The organism is Streptomyces europaeiscabiei (assembly GCF_036346855.1).
GTDB lineage: Bacteria > Actinomycetota > Actinomycetes > Streptomycetales > Streptomycetaceae > Streptomyces > Streptomyces europaeiscabiei.
Genome location: NZ_CP107841.1, coordinates 5129300 through 5145767 on the forward strand (window position 1 = coordinate 5129300; position 16468 = coordinate 5145767).

Annotated in this window: 10 protein-coding genes, 2 tRNA genes and 1 pseudogene; 5 read left to right on the forward strand and 8 right to left on the reverse strand. The window is 71.2% G+C overall.

From position 1 onward, the window contains the following. The first annotated feature begins 12 nt into the window (after window positions 1-12). Genes OG858_RS22505 through OG858_RS22515 form a run of 3 tightly spaced genes read left to right on the forward strand, consistent with a single transcriptional unit; the run spans window position 13 to window position 2881 of the window. A complete protein-coding gene (locus OG858_RS22505) occupies window positions 13-1476 on the forward strand; it encodes a replication initiator (protein WP_328544538.1) in 1464 nt (487 codons plus the stop codon). Further along, complete coding sequence (locus OG858_RS22510; RefSeq protein WP_328544537.1) at window positions 1473-1655, forward strand: helix-turn-helix domain-containing protein; 183 nt, start codon at window positions 1473-1475, stop codon at window positions 1653-1655. Before OG858_RS22505 ends, OG858_RS22510 begins: the two co-directional genes overlap by 4 nt. Beyond that, window positions 1655-2881: a site-specific integrase gene (locus tag OG858_RS22515; protein WP_328544536.1), complete on the forward strand. Its 1227-nt coding sequence runs from the start codon at window positions 1655-1657 to the stop codon at window positions 2879-2881. Before OG858_RS22510 ends, OG858_RS22515 begins: the two co-directional genes overlap by 1 nt. A gap of 64 nt (window positions 2882-2945) precedes the next feature. Here OG858_RS22515 and OG858_RS22520 read toward each other — a convergent pair whose 3' ends face one another. The 3 genes from OG858_RS22520 to OG858_RS22530 all read right to left on the reverse strand — a co-directional run bounded on the left by OG858_RS22520 (window position 2946) and on the right by OG858_RS22530 (window position 4447). Continuing rightward, window positions 2946-3767 (reverse strand): PASTA domain-containing protein, encoded by an 822-nt coding sequence (locus OG858_RS22520; RefSeq protein ID WP_330346564.1) that lies wholly within the window; start codon window positions 3765-3767, stop codon window positions 2946-2948. A gap of 317 nt (window positions 3768-4084) precedes the next feature. Beyond that, window positions 4085-4157 (reverse strand) — tRNA-Arg (locus OG858_RS22525). Between the two features lie 199 nt (window positions 4158-4356). Next, window positions 4357-4447 (reverse strand) — tRNA-Ser (locus OG858_RS22530). Window positions 4448-4659: 212 nt separating this feature from the next. Here OG858_RS22530 and OG858_RS22535 point away from each other — a divergent pair. Then, a complete protein-coding gene (locus OG858_RS22535) occupies window positions 4660-5226 on the forward strand; it encodes an SSI family serine proteinase inhibitor (protein WP_319068983.1) in 567 nt (188 codons plus the stop codon). 369 nt (window positions 5227-5595) lie between these two features. Beyond that, window positions 5596-10857, forward strand: a complete 5262-nt coding sequence (locus OG858_RS22540; RefSeq protein WP_328544534.1) for a PAS domain-containing protein — start codon at window positions 5596-5598, stop codon at window positions 10855-10857. 73 nt (window positions 10858-10930) lie between these two features. Here OG858_RS22540 and OG858_RS22545 read toward each other — a convergent pair whose 3' ends face one another. From OG858_RS22545 to OG858_RS22565, 5 genes and pseudogenes are all read right to left on the reverse strand, one after another. Next, a complete protein-coding gene (locus OG858_RS22545; protein ID WP_319267938.1) occupies window positions 10931-12589 on the reverse strand; it encodes a long-chain fatty acid--CoA ligase in 1659 nt (552 codons plus the stop codon). A 217-nt stretch (window positions 12590-12806) separates the two neighbouring features. Beyond that, the gene (locus OG858_RS22550; protein WP_179201009.1) at window positions 12807-13463 is read right to left on the reverse strand and encodes a SigE family RNA polymerase sigma factor; all 657 of its coding nucleotides are present in this window, start codon (window positions 13461-13463) and stop codon (window positions 12807-12809) included. A 218-nt stretch (window positions 13464-13681) separates the two neighbouring features. Next, a complete protein-coding gene (locus tag OG858_RS22555; protein WP_319068988.1) occupies window positions 13682-14848 on the reverse strand; it encodes a lipid-transfer protein in 1167 nt (388 codons plus the stop codon). A gap of 119 nt (window positions 14849-14967) precedes the next feature. Beyond that, window positions 14968-15351, reverse strand: a pseudogene (locus OG858_RS22560) (MaoC/PaaZ C-terminal domain-containing protein); the annotation flags it as partial. Next, window positions 15348-16379, reverse strand: coding sequence for a bifunctional MaoC family dehydratase N-terminal/OB-fold nucleic acid binding domain-containing protein (locus tag OG858_RS22565; RefSeq protein ID WP_327748685.1), 1032 nt, complete (start codon window positions 16377-16379; stop codon window positions 15348-15350). The gene OG858_RS22565 and the pseudogene OG858_RS22560, both read right to left, overlap by 4 nt. Window positions 16380-16468: the final 89 nt, after the last annotated feature.

The following is a 16468-nucleotide window of genomic DNA, read 5'->3' on the forward strand; positions in this document are numbered from 1 at the left end:
ACCCCGCCACCCATGCGCCGCCCCCTCGACCTGCGCCACGTCATCAGCCCCGGCCTGCGGGACCTGGTCGAACTGGCCAACACCGACGACTTCGACCGCGTGACGGAACAGGTCCGCGACCTGCGCGGCTGCACCAGCCCCGTCAACCTCCACGGCTGGACGATCACCACCGACCAGACCACCAAGCAAGTCGTCCGCTCCTACCGCTCCGAGGACGAACCCTCCGGCCGCCTCCTCACCACCTGCGGCAACCGCCGCGCCTCCCGCTGCCCGGCCTGCTCCCGCCTCTACGCGGCCGACACCTACCACCTGATCAAGGCCGGACTGTCGGGAGGCAAGAACGTCGCCGAAGCCGTCCGCGACCACCCCCGCGCCTTCGTCACCCTCACCGCCCCGTCCTTCGGCCCCGTCCACAACCGCCCCACGACCGACGCGGTCAAGCCCCGTCCCTGCGCGTGCGGCGAAAGCCACTCCCAGGACGCACGCGAACTCGGCACCCCGCTCCGCCCGGCAAGCTACGACTACACCGGCGCCGTGCTGTGGAACGCCCACGCCGGGGCCCTCTGGGCGCGCTTCACCACCTACCTGCGCCGCGCCCTCGCCGAGCACCTCGGCATGACGCAGAAGGCACTCCACTCGGCCCTCCGCGTCTCCTTCGCCAAAGTCGCCGAGTACCAGCAACGCGGCCTGGTCCACTTCCACGCGGTCGTCCGCTTCGACGGCCCCGACGGCCACACCACCTCGCCCCCGGCCTGGGCCACCTTCGATGCCCTTCGCGTCGCCGTCGGCCTGGCGGTCGAGCGCGCCCGGCTCACGGTCGAGTCGGACGCGGTCGGCGAACGCGTCATCCGCTGGGGCGACCGCTACAAGGTGGACCAGATCTCCGCCCTGGGAGACGGCGAACTCACGGACGCCAAGGTCGCCGGATACGTCGCCAAGTACGCCACCAAGAACGCCGAAGGCGCGGGCACCGTGGACCGCACCCTCGTATGCCGCCCCTGCTCCGGACGCGGCTACGTACGCGGCCCCGACGGCTTCCGCGACCTGTGCGAGGACTGCGACGGCACCGGCCAGGCCGAACCCCTCACCGACCTCCCCGTACAGCAGCACGCCCGCCAGATGATCCGCACCGCGTGGGCGCTCGGCCACCTCCCCGAGTTCGCCGACCTCAAGCTCTGGAAGTGGGCCCACATGCTCGGCTTCCGCGGCCACTTCTCCAGCAAATCCCGCGCCTACTCGACCACCCTCGGCGCACTCCGCGACGTACGCCGAGCCTGGCGCACCGCCCAAGCCGAAGCCGCCCGCATCCGCGCTGGCCTCCCCGTCGACGACGAGACCACCACCCTCGTCACCGCTTCCTCCTGGACCTACCTCAGCAGCGGCTACCGCCCCGGTGAAGAACTCCTCGCCGCCCAGGTCCGCCACGACCTCGCTTGGAGCCAACAGCTCAAGCACGAAAGGGCTATGCCTGCATGACCACCGCCGTGCTCACCGTGGACCAGGTCGCCGAGCGTCTCGGTATCAGCCGCTGGAAGGTCCACGACCTGATCCGCTCCCGCGAACTCGCCTCCTTCAAGATCGGCCGCTGCCGACGTATCAGCGCAACCGCCGTGGACGCCTACATATCCCTCCGCACCAAACAGGAAGCTGCCTGATGGCCCAGTCGAAGAAGAACGCCAACAACGAAGGCACCATCTACCTCCGCAAGGACGGCCGTTGGGAGGGCAGCGCGTACGTCCTCGCGACAGACGGCACGTACAGGCGGCGCAGTGTCTACGGCAAGACCTGGGACGACGCCCACGAGAAGCTCACCAAGCTCAAGGCCAATTCCCTCAGCGGCCTCCCGGTCGCTACCAACAAGATGACCATCGCCGAGTACCTGACGTACTGGCTGACGAACGTCGCACAGAGCAAGGTCCGCAGAACGACCTACGTCAACTACGAGTCCCTCGTCCGCAACTACGTCACCCCAGATTTCGGCAAGAAGAAGCTCGTCCGGCTCACCGCTCGGGAGATACGCGCCTTCTTGGCGAAGACGGCCGCCACCTGCCAGTGCTGCGCCCAGGCTAAGGACAAGAAGCGCGCGGAGCACAAGCGGCGATGCTGCGCCCTCGGCAGGTGCTGCAAGAAGCTCCCCTCTGACCGGACCGTGCGCTTCCTGCTGGTGATCCTTCGTGCATCCCTCCAGCACGCCGTGCGTGAGGACGAGCTGCCCCGCAACGTGGCCCGAAACGTGGAGCTGAGCATGGGGACGAAGCGCGAGATCGAACCGCTCACGGCCAAGGAAGGACGTCAGCTCCTCGCAGCTGCTCGGGAGAATCGGCTGTGGGCCGCGTACGAGCTGGCGGTCCGCATCGGCCTACGACGCGGTGAGCTGCTCGGGCTGCGCTGGTCGGACGTGGATCTCCACGAAGGCGTCCTCACCGTCCGGCAGGCTCTACAGCGGGTCGGCGGCGAGCTGTTGATCGTCGCACCGAAGACCCAGCGCTCGGCCCGCCGCGTGGCCCTGCCTGCCGAGTGCGTGACGGCGCTCCGGGCTCAGCGCGCGCAACAGATCGCCGACCGGAAGGCGGCGGGCAACAACTGGAAGGGGACGGGGCAGGGGCTCGTCTTCACCACGCGGAACGGAACCCCCGTCGAGCCGCGCAACCTGAACCGCTCCTTCGAGGCGCTGTCTGTTCGGGCCGGCGTACGCAAGGTCCGCTTTCACGACCTGCGGCACACCTGTGCGTCCCTCCTCCACGAGCAAGGAGCCGACGCCCGCATGATCATGGAAGTCCTCGGCCACAGCTCGATCCGAGTGACCATGGACATCTACACCTTCGTGCGACTCGACTCCCAGCGCTTGGCATTCGACCGCGTCGGGGACGCCCTGAGGTGATTTGGACAGCTCACCCCGCCTACGAGGGCCCGCGCCAGAGCAACATTGGCGCGGGCTTTGCGTTCTACCGGCAGCCTCCGGGCGGACACGGGTTGTAGCAACCGCCAGGCGGGCATCCACCCTTGTCACCGGGGTAGTAGTCCTCCTCGCTGCTACCGCCGCCCCCGCTGCTGCTGTCGTCCCCAGACCCTCCGTCGTCGGGGTCGACGTAATCGGGGTCGACGTAGTCCGGATCGTTCGTGGGGTCCTTGTAGAGCCCCTTCGATGACGGACACGCCTCACCCTTCTCCACGGCATGCAGGGTGACATCTGGTTCATACGGCAGGGCAGTCCCAGCCTTGACGCTCTGGAAGCACACCTTCCAGTTCGCGTAGTCACCATCTTCGTTGTCCGTGTCGTAGGCCACCTCGTCCTTGTAGGCGGCCTCGATGTCTACGTCACCGACGGCATCTCGCAGCTTCTCCACGGCCTTGGCATACGTGGTGCCCTTCACGTTCGGCATCTTGGGCCAGGGAAGGCGTCGACCATCCTTCTTCGGGCACGGCGCCCCGTCTGGCACGGCAGCGAAGTCGACCTTGCTCAAGGTCGCTTTCTCGAAGCACACCGTCCAGTCCCCGCCTGGAGCCTCGTCCTGATTGCTGGCGTCGTGGACCGCAACGCTCAACCCGCTCTGCCGTGCTCTCTCCGATGCACTGTCGACGCTCTTCCCGACCTGACTCCCAGCCGGGCCCGGAGTGGCCGTGACAGTGGCCGTGACAGTGACCGTCGCACCCGGCGCCGCCGCCACGTCCTCACAGTCGTCGCCACACGAGCTGAGTAGCAGCAGGAGCAGCACCACAGCCAAAGCGCTTACGCCGCTGAACCATCCCTTTTCACCTCTAGTCATTGCCAATGCGGTGATACCCCCCTGGTTCACATGATCGATCCCCGGGAGCCCCACCGGGGGTGCGGGACTGCCGTCCAGCCGAGGCATCCGCCAGAAGGACGACGTGCGCACGCCACCTTCAGCAGCGGCCAGGCCATGATGATCCGCGCGTATCGGGTTCTATCGGAATGAGAGAGGTGATGGCAACAGATGGGACGAAAGGCGACGGTCCGAGCGCTTGCCCTGTCACCGTGCGATCCAGGGTTGCCGTCAAACACTGCCGTCAACGCAAAAGCCAGAGGCCCTGTGGATCACTCCACAGGGCCTCTGGTCTGCTGTGCACTCGGCAGGATTCGAACCTGCAACCTTCTGATCCGTAGTCAGATGCTCTATCCGTTAAGCTACGAGTGCTTGTTTTGTTTTCTGCTGCTCCCGGCCCTTTCGGCCCGCTCGCGGCGACAGGAAGAACATTACATGACTGCCGTCGTCCTGTGAAATCCGTTATCCATAGCCCTTGTGACCTGGGAAAAGACCCTGTGGGGGCACTCTCGGGGCGGGGCGGGAACGACGAAGCCCCGGTCGGGTGGACCGGGGCTTCGGTGATCAAGCGCGGAGGCGGAGGGATTTGAACCCTCGATGGGATTGAAGTCCCAAACCGCATTAGCAGTGCGGCGCCATAGACCGGACTAGGCGACGCCTCCAGCACAACCGCCCGCGCGAGCGCGAATGGTGCGTGCAGATGATGACACAGCCGAGTGGGCTGTCACCAATCGGCTCCCACGGTACTAGGCGGAGAGGCCGCAGGGCAAAGCCGTATGGCACGTCGGAAGCGGTGCGTCGGGCTGACGGGACGAGGGGGAGACGGGGCGCCGCGGCGCCGCAACCGTGGGCCGGGCGTGGCGTTAGTCAGGTCATGTCGCAGACTCCTCCCGCCGCACGCCCGCAGTCTCCCGCCCGCACCCCGGCCGCACGCCCGCTCCCTCTCACTTCGCCCCCCGGCCGCCCCGCCGCCCTGGGTCGGCTGATCCTCGGCGCCGTCGCCTCGCTCGCCGCGGCCGCCGCCGGCACGCTCGCGCCGGTGGCGCCGGACGCGTACGCCGCCGAGGCGGTGTCGCGGGCGTCGCTGCCCACATCCGTCGCCGCCGTCGAGCCCGGGGACCGGTTGACCGTGACCGTGCGGGATGCCGGCGGCGGAGCGGACGGCACGTTCGAGCTGCGGTGCCATCCTCAGGGGGGCAGCCACCCGGACGCGCGTGAGGCGTGCGGGCGGCTCGACCGGCGGACGACGTGGGGGACCGATCCGTTCGCGCCGGTCGGATCCGGGACCGTGTGCACGATGCAGTACGGCGGACCGGCCACCGCCCACGTCACCGGGACCTGGGCCGGGCGTCGCGTCGACGCCCGCTTCGACCGCGGGAACGGCTGCGAGATCGCCCGCTGGGACGAGCTGGTGCCCGTACTGCCGGACGTCCACGCGTAAGTAGAGAGAACGCACGCAAGAGGGAGAACGCGCGTAAGAGGGAGAAGAGGATCCGCGCGTAGGAGAAGGCGAAGGCGACAAGGGAAACCAGCCATCCGACCGGCGGCGCGGACAGGCCTCTCGCGGAGTGTGCACAGCCCGTACATATGTGCCGCAGGCAAGGCCCTCCGGCAAAACGCACGGTCACGGCATCCCCGTCCGCACAGTCACCGCATCTCCAGATGTTCGGTGTGCGACCTCCCTCTCATCCGGCGTCGCGAGCGCAACCTCTGCCCGTAGACTCCCTCGCGTGACACGTTGCGGACCGGTTGGCAAGATGGCCACGGGCCCGGCGGTCGGCAAGGTGCGGTAACAGGGAGGAAGCGTCTCGTGAGCAGCAGGCCATCCCGAGGCGCTGCTCGCCTCGCAGCCATACTGGACGCGCTGCCCGATGCGTTGGTGCTGGTCAACGCCAATGGGACCGTCGTCAACGCCAACACGATCGCGCTGGAGGCCTTCGAGGCCCCCGGGACCGCGTTGGTCGGGCGCGGGTTGTTGGACCTGCTGCCGGAGTTCGACTCCCGGCTCATCCCGGGCTCCATGCGGCGGCCCGACACCATGGACCCGACGGGACGGACCAAGCCGACCCGTATGACCGCCCGTCGCACCGACGGCAGCGAGTTCCCGGTCGAGGTCACAAGCGCGAATCTGGAGAACGGTCAGCAGGCGTACGACGGTTACGGCTCGGCCAATGACGAGCTGCTCATGCTGGTCGTACGAGATCTTTCGGGCACCGTCGACACCGAGGCCGAACTCGCGCGTTCGCAACGGCAGACCGAGATGATCCTGCGGGCCGCGTCCGAGGGTGTGGTCGGGACCGACACGGACGGGCGGATCGTTCTCGTCAATCCGGCCGCCGCCCAGATACTGGGTTATCGGGCCAGTGACCTCGGTGGACGCGAGCTGCACACGCTCGTGCTGCACTCGCGCGAGGACGGCGCTCCCTTCCCGTACGGCGAGTCGCCGCTCGCGGACACCCTGCGCTCCGGGCGCAAGCACCGGGTGCGCGGGCAGGTGCTGTGGTCGAAGAACGGCGAGAAGGTGTCGGTCGACCTGACGACCGCGCCGGTGCGTGACGGGGATCAGCTCGTCGGTGCCGTGATGACGTTCACCGACCGGCGGCCGTACGACAAGCTCGCCGAGGAGAAGGACACCGAGGCCGAGACGCACGCGGAGGAGCTGGAGCGGCTCGCCAAGGAGCACGCGGCGGAGCTGGCGGGCGTCCGGGAGGAGCACGCAGCCGAGCTGGCCGAGCTGAGCGAGCAGCACGTCGAGGAACTCGCTGCCGGGGACGAGCGGTACGCGGCGCTCGGGGAGCGCGAGAAGGACCGGTACGAGGCGCTGGCCGCGCGGCACGAGCAGCTGCTCGCCGTGCTGGGCACCTCGCTGCGCGGCCCGCTGGACCAACTCCGCAGTGAGCTGGGCACGCTCGCGGCCGACGACGCCGGGCAGCTGTGGCCCGAGGCCAACCAGGTGCTGCATCACCTGACCGCCGGGTACTCGCGGATCACGACGCTCATCGACAACGTCCTCGGCTACCAGCGGATCGACGCGGGCGAGGACGGCCTCGTGCGTACGGCCGTCATGCTCGACGCGGTCGTCGCGGCCGGTGTCGACGGGGCCGTGGAGCTGGTCGGGCCCGGGCGGGTGCAGTTCGCCGTGCACGCGCCGCCCATCGAGGCCGAGGTGGACCAGGTGCGGCTCGCGACCGCGCTCGCGCATCTCGTCGCGGACGTCGCCGGCGTCGACGCGACGGGCAACGCGCCCATGTCCACCGGCGGCTACATGGACAACACCGTCGTCGTGGCGGCCGCGCAGCGCGGTGAGGTCGTCCGCATCGAGGTGCGCGGGCCGTACGCCGGGGGAGACCCGGTGCACCAGCCGATCGTCCAGGGGATCGTGCGGGCGCACGGCGGTGTGCTCCAGACGGTCGAGGTTCCGGGGATGAGCGGCAGCGCGTACGTGCTGGAGGTGCCGCTGGGTGGCGGTGCCGGGGCCGTGCCCGCCGCTGCGCCGCCCGCCGTGACGGGCGCCGGCACCGACTCCGGGCCCATGGCCACCGGTGCGGAGGTCGCCCTGCCCGAGCAGGCCCCCGTCGGCGGCGGGCGGAGGCGTGCGCGGCGGTCGTCGGTGGACGCGTTCCTGGAGAGCGAGGACGCTCCCGAGGGCCAGGAGGTCGAGGCCGGTGTCGCCCCCACCGGGCGGCGCAGGCGGAGGGCTGAGGACACGGCGGTCGCGGCTGGTGCGGCTGGTGCGGCTGGTGCGGCTGGTGCGGCTGGTGCGGCTGGTGCGGCTGGTGCGGCTAACGGGGTCTCGGCCGCTGCCGGTGCGGGTCCCGTGCCCGTGCAGGGCGTCGAAGCCGAAGACGCCGGGGGTGCCGGGCGGCGGCGCGGGCAGGTCACCTCCGCCGGAGCCGCCGGTGAGCCCGTGGCCACCGAGGGCGCGGTCGTCATGGCGGCCGAGCACGCGGCGGGTGCCGCTGCCGCCGCCAACGGACTGGGCGGAACGGTGCCGCCGCAGGGCGTGCCCGCGCCCAGCGGGCGTCGGGCGCGCCGGGAACCCGCCGCACAGAACGCTCTGCCACCGGCGCTGCCCGCGGGGCCGAGCCCGGCCGGCGAGGCGACCGCCGACGACGCCGGCTCCGGCGGGGCGTCCGGCGCCCAGCCCACGGGACGCCGTCGTCGCGCCCTCGCCAGTGCGGAGGAACGACCCACCGCGCCCGAGCCGGGCGCGCGCCCCGTCTTCGCCCTGCCGCCTGCCGAGGCCGACCGGGGACCCGAGTACGCGCAGGCGGCCGGACTCGGTCCTGTGCCCCTGCCCGCGGGGCCGGGTGCGCCCGGCGCTCCCCTGCCGATGCCTCTGCCCGCCGGTAACACCGCAGCCTCCGTGCCCGCCGCACCCGGCGTTGCCGACGTGCCGGTGCAGGGCGGGGAAGGGTACGACGGTGCCGGCAGCCAGGGTGCGGTCGGCACGGGCGGGGGCCTGGTCCCTGCCGCTGGAGGGCAGCCGGTTCCCACTGGGCAGCCGGTTCCCGCCGGGGGGCCCGTGCAGGCAGGGGGAGTTGTGCCCGCCGGAGGGCCCGCGCTCGCCGGAGGGCCGGTGCCTGCCGCCGGCATCGGGCAGCAGGTCGCCGGGGTCGGACAGCAGATCCCGCAGGGCGGCGCGGTGGCGCCGGGTGGCATCGCCGGTCCGGGTGCGGCCCAGGTGGTCGGTGCGGGTCAGGCGGTCGGTGCGGCCCAGGTGGTCGGCGCCGGTCAAGCCGCCGGCGCCGCGCAGGACCTCGGCGCTGGTCAGGCCGTCGGCGCCGGGCAGATCCCCGGCGTGGGTCAAGTGGCCGCCGCCGGCCAGACGTCGGGTGCCCCCGCCGGTGGTGTCGACGACGGTCGTCATGACGCCGCGCCGCACCATCCCGCCGACGACCACACACCGCCGCAGCCGCACCCGGTGCCCACGCCGACGGGCCGCCGCCGGGCAGTACGGCAGCCCGCTCCCCAGCAGGGTGACGGCGTGGCCACGATGGCGCCCGCGCAAGGGGTGTCGGCCCAGGGTGCTCCCGCGCAGGGGATTCCCCCACAGGGAGGCCCGGGTCAGTCGGCGCTTGCGCAGGGCGCAGCGGTGGCCGCCGCTCAGCCCGTGTCCGCCCAGGGTGTCCCGGGCGGCCCGCAGCAGGCGCCCACACAGGCCGTTGCCGCTGCCCCCGGTCAGCCCGTCCCGGCCGGGGTCGCGGCCGGACAGCCCGTCGCTCCGCAGGGGGTTCCAGGGGGCGCCGTCCAAACACAAGCAGCCGTCGGACAACCCGTCGTTCCCCAGGGCGCCGTCCCGCCGCCAGGGGTCCCCGGTAACCCGCAGCAGGCGCCCGCGCAGGTCGGAGCCCTCGGCCAGTCCGTCCTCGTACCAGGAGTTCAGGGCGTACAAGGGGTTCAGGCCGTGCAGGGCGTACAGAGCGCGCAGCCGGTGCAGGGCACCGCCCAGCCCGTGCCCGCCCAAGGCGTGCCCGGCGCACAGCAGCCCGTCCCCGCTCAGGCCGCGCCCCAGCCCCAGACCTGGCCGGACCCCCGCCACGAGACCTTCGGCGCCGGCATCCCCGTAACGGCTCCGCAGGCGCCGCTGCCCCCGCAGTCCACCCCCTCCTCGGGCACCCCCCTGCCGCCGGAGGTCGCTGTACAGCAGCAGCCACGCGTCGCGCAGCCGCTACCCGCCGAAGCCACGGCCCCTGCCCCTGCCCCTGCCCCTGCCCCTGCCCCTGCGCAGGTCGCCCCGGCTACCCCGGCCCCCTCCCCCGTCGACCCCAACTCCACCCACGGACGGGCGATCAGCGTGCGGACGCTCGGCCAGGGCGTCCCGTTCTCCCGCCAGGGCGGCCCTCAGGCCCAAGCTCAGGCAGGCGCACAGACGCAGACGCAGACCGGAGCCACGCCCGCCCCGAACCAGCCCGGTGGTTCCGGCAGGCGCCGCAAGCTCGGGACACCGCCCCAAGCGACCGGCGACCGCCCCGAGACCGGCGCGCGCCCCCACCCGCAGTCCACCCCGACCAGCGGCACCGGCCTCCGTATCGGCACCGGCCAGACCACGCCCTCCGCCCAGGCGGCGGCCCAGCTCCAGCAGGCACCGGCGCAGGTGTCGGGGCCCTCACTCGCCGGGCAGGCCCCGTTGCCCGCGCAGCCCTCGCTCGCCGGGCAGGTTCCGCTCCCGCCGCAGCCGTCCCTCGCCGGGCAGTCCCGGCTGACGGGCCGTACGGAGGGTGCCGGCCGCTCGTACGCCATAGGGGCGCCCGACGAGAACGCGGCCGAAGGTCCCGAGCCGCTCGACGGGCCCGGCGGTGCGGTGGAGGTCCCCGACCGGCCGCATCCACAGCCGATGGACGACGAGTTGCCCCCGGAGCCGCTGGACAACCCGCGCCGGCTGCTGGTGTGGCCCGCGCCGGACGCGGCGACCCACCAGGCGCTGAGCGACCGCGGCTACCGGCCCGTCATCGTGAACTCCCGCGAGGATGTGGACGCGCAGATCGCGGCCTACCCGGCCGCCCTGTTCGTCGACCCGCTGACCGGCCCCATCACCCGCACGGCACTGCAGTCGCTGCGCCAGGCCGCCGTGGCCGCCGAGGTCCCCGTCCTCGTGACGGCGGGGCTCGGCCAGGCGACGCGGGAGGCGGCGTACGGTGCCGACCCGGCCATCCTGTTGAAGGCGCTCGCGCCGCGCGATTCCGAGCAGCACCCGCCGCGCGTCCTGCTCATCGAGGAGCACGCGGAGATCGCGCTCGCCCTCACCGCGACGCTGGAACGGCGTGGCATGCAGGTCGCGCGGGCCGCGTCCGACGCGGACGGCGTCACGCTGGCCGCGCAGATGCGGCCCAACCTCGTGGTGATGGATCTGCTCCAGGTGCACCGCCGCCAGGCCGGAATCATCGACTGGCTGCGTACGAACGGCCAGTTGAACCGCACCCCGCTCGTCGTCTACACCGCCGCCGTCGACCAGTCCGAACTCCCGCGCCTGGCCTCGGGGGAGACGGTCCTCTTCCTCGCGGAACGCTCGACGAGCACCGAGGTACAGACCCGCATCGTGGACCTGCTGGCACGAGTCGGCACGAACTGAGCCCACAAGGCATGGATGTGGGGCGGTGTTTCACGTGAAACACCGCCCCATCATCACGTGACCACGACGCGTCCTAGATCTGCGTCACGTCCAGCGTGCCCTCCGCGTACTGCCTCCGCAGCACCTTCTTGTCGAACTTGCCCACGCTTGTCTTCGGCACCGACTCGATGATCGTCCAGCGCTCGGGCAGCTGCCACTTGGCGATGTGGCCCTCGTCGGCGAGGAAGGCGCGCAGGGCGGCGAAGTCGGTGGTGGCGCCCTCCTTCAACACCACCGTGGCGAGGGGGCGTTCGCCCCACTTCTCGTCCGGTACGGCGACGACGGCGGCCTCGGCGACGTCCGGGTGGGCCATGAGGGCGTTCTCCAGCTCGACGGAGGAGATCCACTCGCCGCCGGACTTGATGACGTCCTTGGCGCGGTCGGTGAGGGTCAGGAAGCCGTCGGGGCTGATCGTGCCGACGTCGCCCGTCTTCAGCCAGCCGTCCTCGCTGAACTTGTCGTCGGGACGTACGGGTTCGGCGCCCTGACCGCCGAAGTACGCGCCCGCGATCCAGGGGCCGCGGACCTCCAGCTCACCGGCGGACTCGCCGTCCCAGGGGAGGCGTTCTCCGCCGGGCCCGGTGAGGCGGGCCTCGACGGAGGCGGGAAAGCGGCCCTGGGTGAGGCGGTAGGCAAGCTCCTCCTCCGAGCCGGCCTCGACATGGGCCGGCGGCCGGGCGATCGTGCCGAGCGGGGAGGTCTCCGTCATGCCCCAGGCGTGGCAGACACGCATGCCCAGCTTGTCGAAGGCCTCCATGAGGGAGGGCGGGCAGGCCGAGCCGCCGATGGTGACCTGGGTGAGCGAGGCGACCTCACGCGGGCGGGCGGACAGCTCCGCGAGCAGGCCCTGCCAGATGGTGGGAACGGCGGCGGCATGCGTCGGCTTCTGCGTCTCGATCATCTCGGCGAGCGGACCGGGCTGCAGGAACCGGTCCGGCATCAGCATGTTGACGCCGGTCATGAAGGTCGCGTGCGGCAGGCCCCAGGCGTTGACGTGGAACTGCGGGACGACGACGAGCGAGAGGTCCGCGTCCGTCAGACCCATGGACTGGGCCATGTTGACCTGCATGGAGTGCAGGTAGATCGAGCGGTGGGAGTAGACGACGCCCTTGGGGTCGCCGGTGGTGCCGGAGGTGTAACACATCGCCGCGGCGGAGCGCTCGTCCAGCTCGGGCCAGTCGTACGTGGTCGGCTTGCCGGCGATCAGGTCCTCGTACTCATGCACCTGGACGCTCGCTCCGGCGAGCAGTGACCGGTCGCCGGGCCCGGCCACGACGACGTGCTCCACCGGCTTGAGGTGCGGGAGGAGCGGCGCGAGGAGGGGCAGCAGCGAACCGTTGGCGATGATCACGCGGTCGGCGGCGTGGTTGACGATCCAGGCGAGCTGCTCGGGGGGCAGGCGCAGGTTGAGGGTGTGGAGGACGGCCCCCATGGAGGGGATCGCGAAGTACGCCTCCACGTGTTCCGAGTTGTTCCACATGAGAGTCGCGACCCGCTCGTCGCCGTCGACTCCGAGGTCCTCGCGCAGGGCGTGGGCCAGCTGCGCGGTGCGGGCGCCGATCTCGGCGTAGGAGCGGCGTTCGGGCTCGCCCTCGCCGGTCCAGGTGATCACCTGCGACGTCCCGTGGATGCTCGACCCGTGGGTCAGGATCCTGGAGATCAACAGCGGTACGTCCTGCATGGTGCTCAGCACGGCGTCCTCCCGGGGCGGCTCTGCCTACGCGGTGGTAACGGTCGCGCCGATTCTGCTCACATACCGATCGGTATGTCACTAGGGGACAGGATGATCGATCAGACAGAGTCGCCCGCCGAGCCCAAGTCCGAGACGTACAGAACCGAGACGTACGAGTCCGAGACGTACGAGTCCTGGTCCGGGCAGACGGGAACCACCTGACAGGCCAACGAACGAGTCAGCGCACCGGTTCCAGTTCGGGGTCCTCGCGCAGCTTGCCCAGCGCACGCGACACCGCTGACTTCACCGTGCCGACCGAGACGCCGAGGACCTCGGCCGTCTGGATCTCGCTCAGGTCCTCGTAGTACCTGAGGACTACCATGGCCCGCTGCCGCGCCGGCAGCTTCATGATCGCCCGCCACATCGCGTCGTGCAGCACCTGCTGCTCGGCCGGGTCGGCGGCCTGGACCCCGTCGGGCTCCGGCAGTTCGTCGCACGCGAACTCGTCGACCTTGCGCTTGCGCCACTGGGACGTGCGGGTGTTCAGCAACGCCCGGCGTACATAGCCGTCGAGGGCCCGGTGGTCCTCGATGCGCTCCCAGGCGACATACGTCTTGGCCAGCGCGGTCTGCAGCAGGTCCTCGGCGTCGCACGGGTTCGCCGTGAGCGACCGGGCGGTCCGCAGCAGCACCGGCTGGCGGGCCTTCACGTACGCCGAGAACGACGGGTACGACAGGTTCGTCAGGCCCGACAGGGCCGGCCGGGTCGAGGCCGAACGGACCGGGGTCGATCGCGCCGAGGTCGACAGGGCCGAGCTCGACCGCGGCGAGGTCGACAGGGTCCGCGTCACGGGTGCAGCGGCCTTCGAAGCGCTGGTGCAGACGGGTGTGGTCATGGCTCCACGCTAGGAGCGGGCCCTGCCCGGCGGATCGGCCGCAGGTCCCGAAGACGAATCCCCCTCAGGTTGTAGAAGTGGGGCAGGCCCCACCTACTGGAGGTGGATGAACAGCCCCCAAGTACTGAGGGTGTACCCCTGAGAAACACCTGCCCGGGTTGTACGGCATCGGGCCCCAGAGTGCCCGAAACCCCCCTCAGACACCACATCCGGACCGCTCACCCGTCCGTCCCCAGCACCAACCCCGAGGTCGGTACCCCGGTCCCCGCGGTGACGAGCGCCCGCTCGGCGCCGGGAACCTGGTTCACGGAGGTGCCCCGCAGCTGCCGTACCGCCTCCGCGATGCCGTTCATCCCGTGCAGATACGCCTCGCCGAGCTGCCCGCCATGGGTGTTGAGCGGCAGCCGCTCCTCGGCGACGAAGTCCGCCGCCTCTCCCGGCCCGCAGAACCCGAACTCCTCCAGCTGCATCAGCACGAACGGCGTGAAGTGGTCGTACAGGATGCCCACGTCGATGTCGTCCGGCCGCAGCCCCGAGGTCCGCCGCAGCTGCCGGGCGACGACGCCCATCTCCGGCAGCCCGGTGAGATCGCTGTCGTAGAAGCCGGTCATCTGCTGCTGCGCCCGGCCCGCGCCCTGGGCGGCCGCCACGACCACGGCGGGCGGCTTCGGGAGATCCCGCGCGCGCTCCAGGGAGGTCACGACGAGCGCCTGGCCACCGTCCGTCTCCTGGCAGCAGTCCAGCAGCCGCAGCGGCTCGACGATCCAGCGCGACGCCGCGTGCTCGTCGAGGGTGATGGGGCGGTTGTGGAAGTACGCAGCCGGGTTCGTCGCCGCGTGTTTCCGGTCGACCACGGCCACGTGCCCGAACGCCTCGGGGGTCAGCCCATAGGCGTACAGGTAGCGCTGCGCCGCCATCGCCACCCAGGACGCGGGCGTGAGCAGCCCGAACGGCAGCGTCCAGCCCAGCGCCACGCCCTCCGCCGACGGCTCCCGGTGGCGTACGCCCGACCCGAACCGCCGCCCCGAGCGCTCGTTGAACGCCCGATAGCAGACCACGACCTCCGCCACACCGGTCGCGACCGCGAGCGCCGCCTGCTGCACCGTCGCGCACGCGGCGCCGCCGCCGTAGTGGACGCGCGAGAAGAAGGACAGCTCGCCGATGCCGGCCGCCTGCGCGACCGTGATCTCCGGGCTCGTGTCCATCGTGAACGTGACCATTCCGTCCACGTCCGCCGGGGCCAGCCCCGCGTCGTCGAGCGCCGCCCGCACCGCCTCCACGGCCAGCCGCAGCTCGCTGCGTCCCGAGTCCTTGGAGAAGTCGGTCGCGCCGATCCCGACGATCGCGGCACGGCCGCCGAGCCGGTCCTTGGTTCGTACGCTCATTCGACGTCCCCTGTCGTGCGGGCGGGGACGCTCCCGACCGCGTCCTCGACCGACGACGATGCGGCGCCCTGTGCTTGTGCGTGTGCTTCTGCGTCCACGTCCACGTCCACGTCCACGTCCGGCAGCGTGACCGTGACCGTTCCGGTGACGTGTCTGCCGATGCCGTTCTCGCCGATGATCCTGACCGTGACCGTGCGGCCGTCGGCCGTCTCGACCGTGCCGGTCAACACCATCGTGTCGCCCGGGTAGTTGGGCGCGCCGAGCCTGATGGCCACCTTGCGAAGGACGGCAGCCGACCCGAAGTGGTCGGTGACATACCGCCCCACCAGCCCGTTCGTCGTCAGGATGTTCATGAAGACATCCGGTGACCCGCGCCACCGCGCCAGCTCCGGATCGTGGTGCACGTCCTGGTAGTCGCGCGAGGCGATCGCCCCCGCGACGACGAGCGTGCGGGTGATCTCGATCTCCAGCGGCGCCAGCACGTCACCGGCCCGGGTCCTCATACGTGCGTCGCCTCCTCCTCCACTCGGAACACCGGCAACTCCAACCCCTCGTCGTAGCGCGCGAATTCGAGCCGTACGGACATTCCGATCCGTACCTTGTCGTACGGCACCCCGATGATGTTGCTGACGATCCGCACCCCTTCCGCCAGCTCGACCAGCCCGACGGCGTACGGCGGCTCGAAGGCGGGGAAGGGCGGGTGGTGCATGACGACGTAGGAGTAGACCGTGCCGTCGCCGCTCGCCTCGACCGTGTCCCACTCCGGCGAGCCGCAGGCGTTGCAGCCCGGCAGCCAGGGGAGGCGGAGTGTGGCGCAGTCGGAACAGCGCTGGATGAGAAGGCGGTGGAGCGCGACGCCTTCCCAGAACCCGGCGTTGTCACGGTTGACGACGGGGCGGGGGCGCTGCGGCTGTTGCTCCCGGGGCCGTTGTTCGCGAGGTTGCCCTTCCCGAGGTTGCCCTTCCCGAGGTTGCCGTTCCCGAGGTCGGGGCGCGCGCTCGCCGTGATCGTCGGCCGGGGCGCGCTTCCCTGGGACGTCGACCGGGGCGTACTTGAGGATCCGGAAGCGATGGGTGCCGACGAGTCCGTCGTCTCCCTCACCGACCCGCACGTCCATACGGGTCGTGACGAAGTGCCCCGTACCGAGCCTGGTGGTCTTCCGCTCCGACACCGACTCGATGACCGAGTCGAACGTGATCTGGTCCCCCGGCCGCAGCGCCCGCAGATACTCCTGCTCGCAGTCGGTGGCGACGACGGAGGTGTAGCCGGCGCCATCGAGCAACGCGAGGAGTTCGTCGTACGCCGCCGAGCGGGTCTCATGCCCGCTCAGCCCGCCCATCGTCCACACCTGGAGCATGGTGGGCGGGGCGATCCCGTCCGGTCCGGTGTACGCGGGGTTGGTGTCCCCCATTGCCTCGCACCAGTGCCGGATCATCGGCGAGTTGACGGGATCCTTGCCACGGCCGCCGATGACGGCCGCCCTCCCCTCGTAGGCCTTGAGCCGTGCGGACAGGTCCTCGGTCACCGCCACCGTTCCCCCTCCGAAGATTTCTGACTACCCGTCAGATTGAAGGAACTGATGCCGGAACTGTCAAGGTTGCCGAGGCACCCCGTACGCAT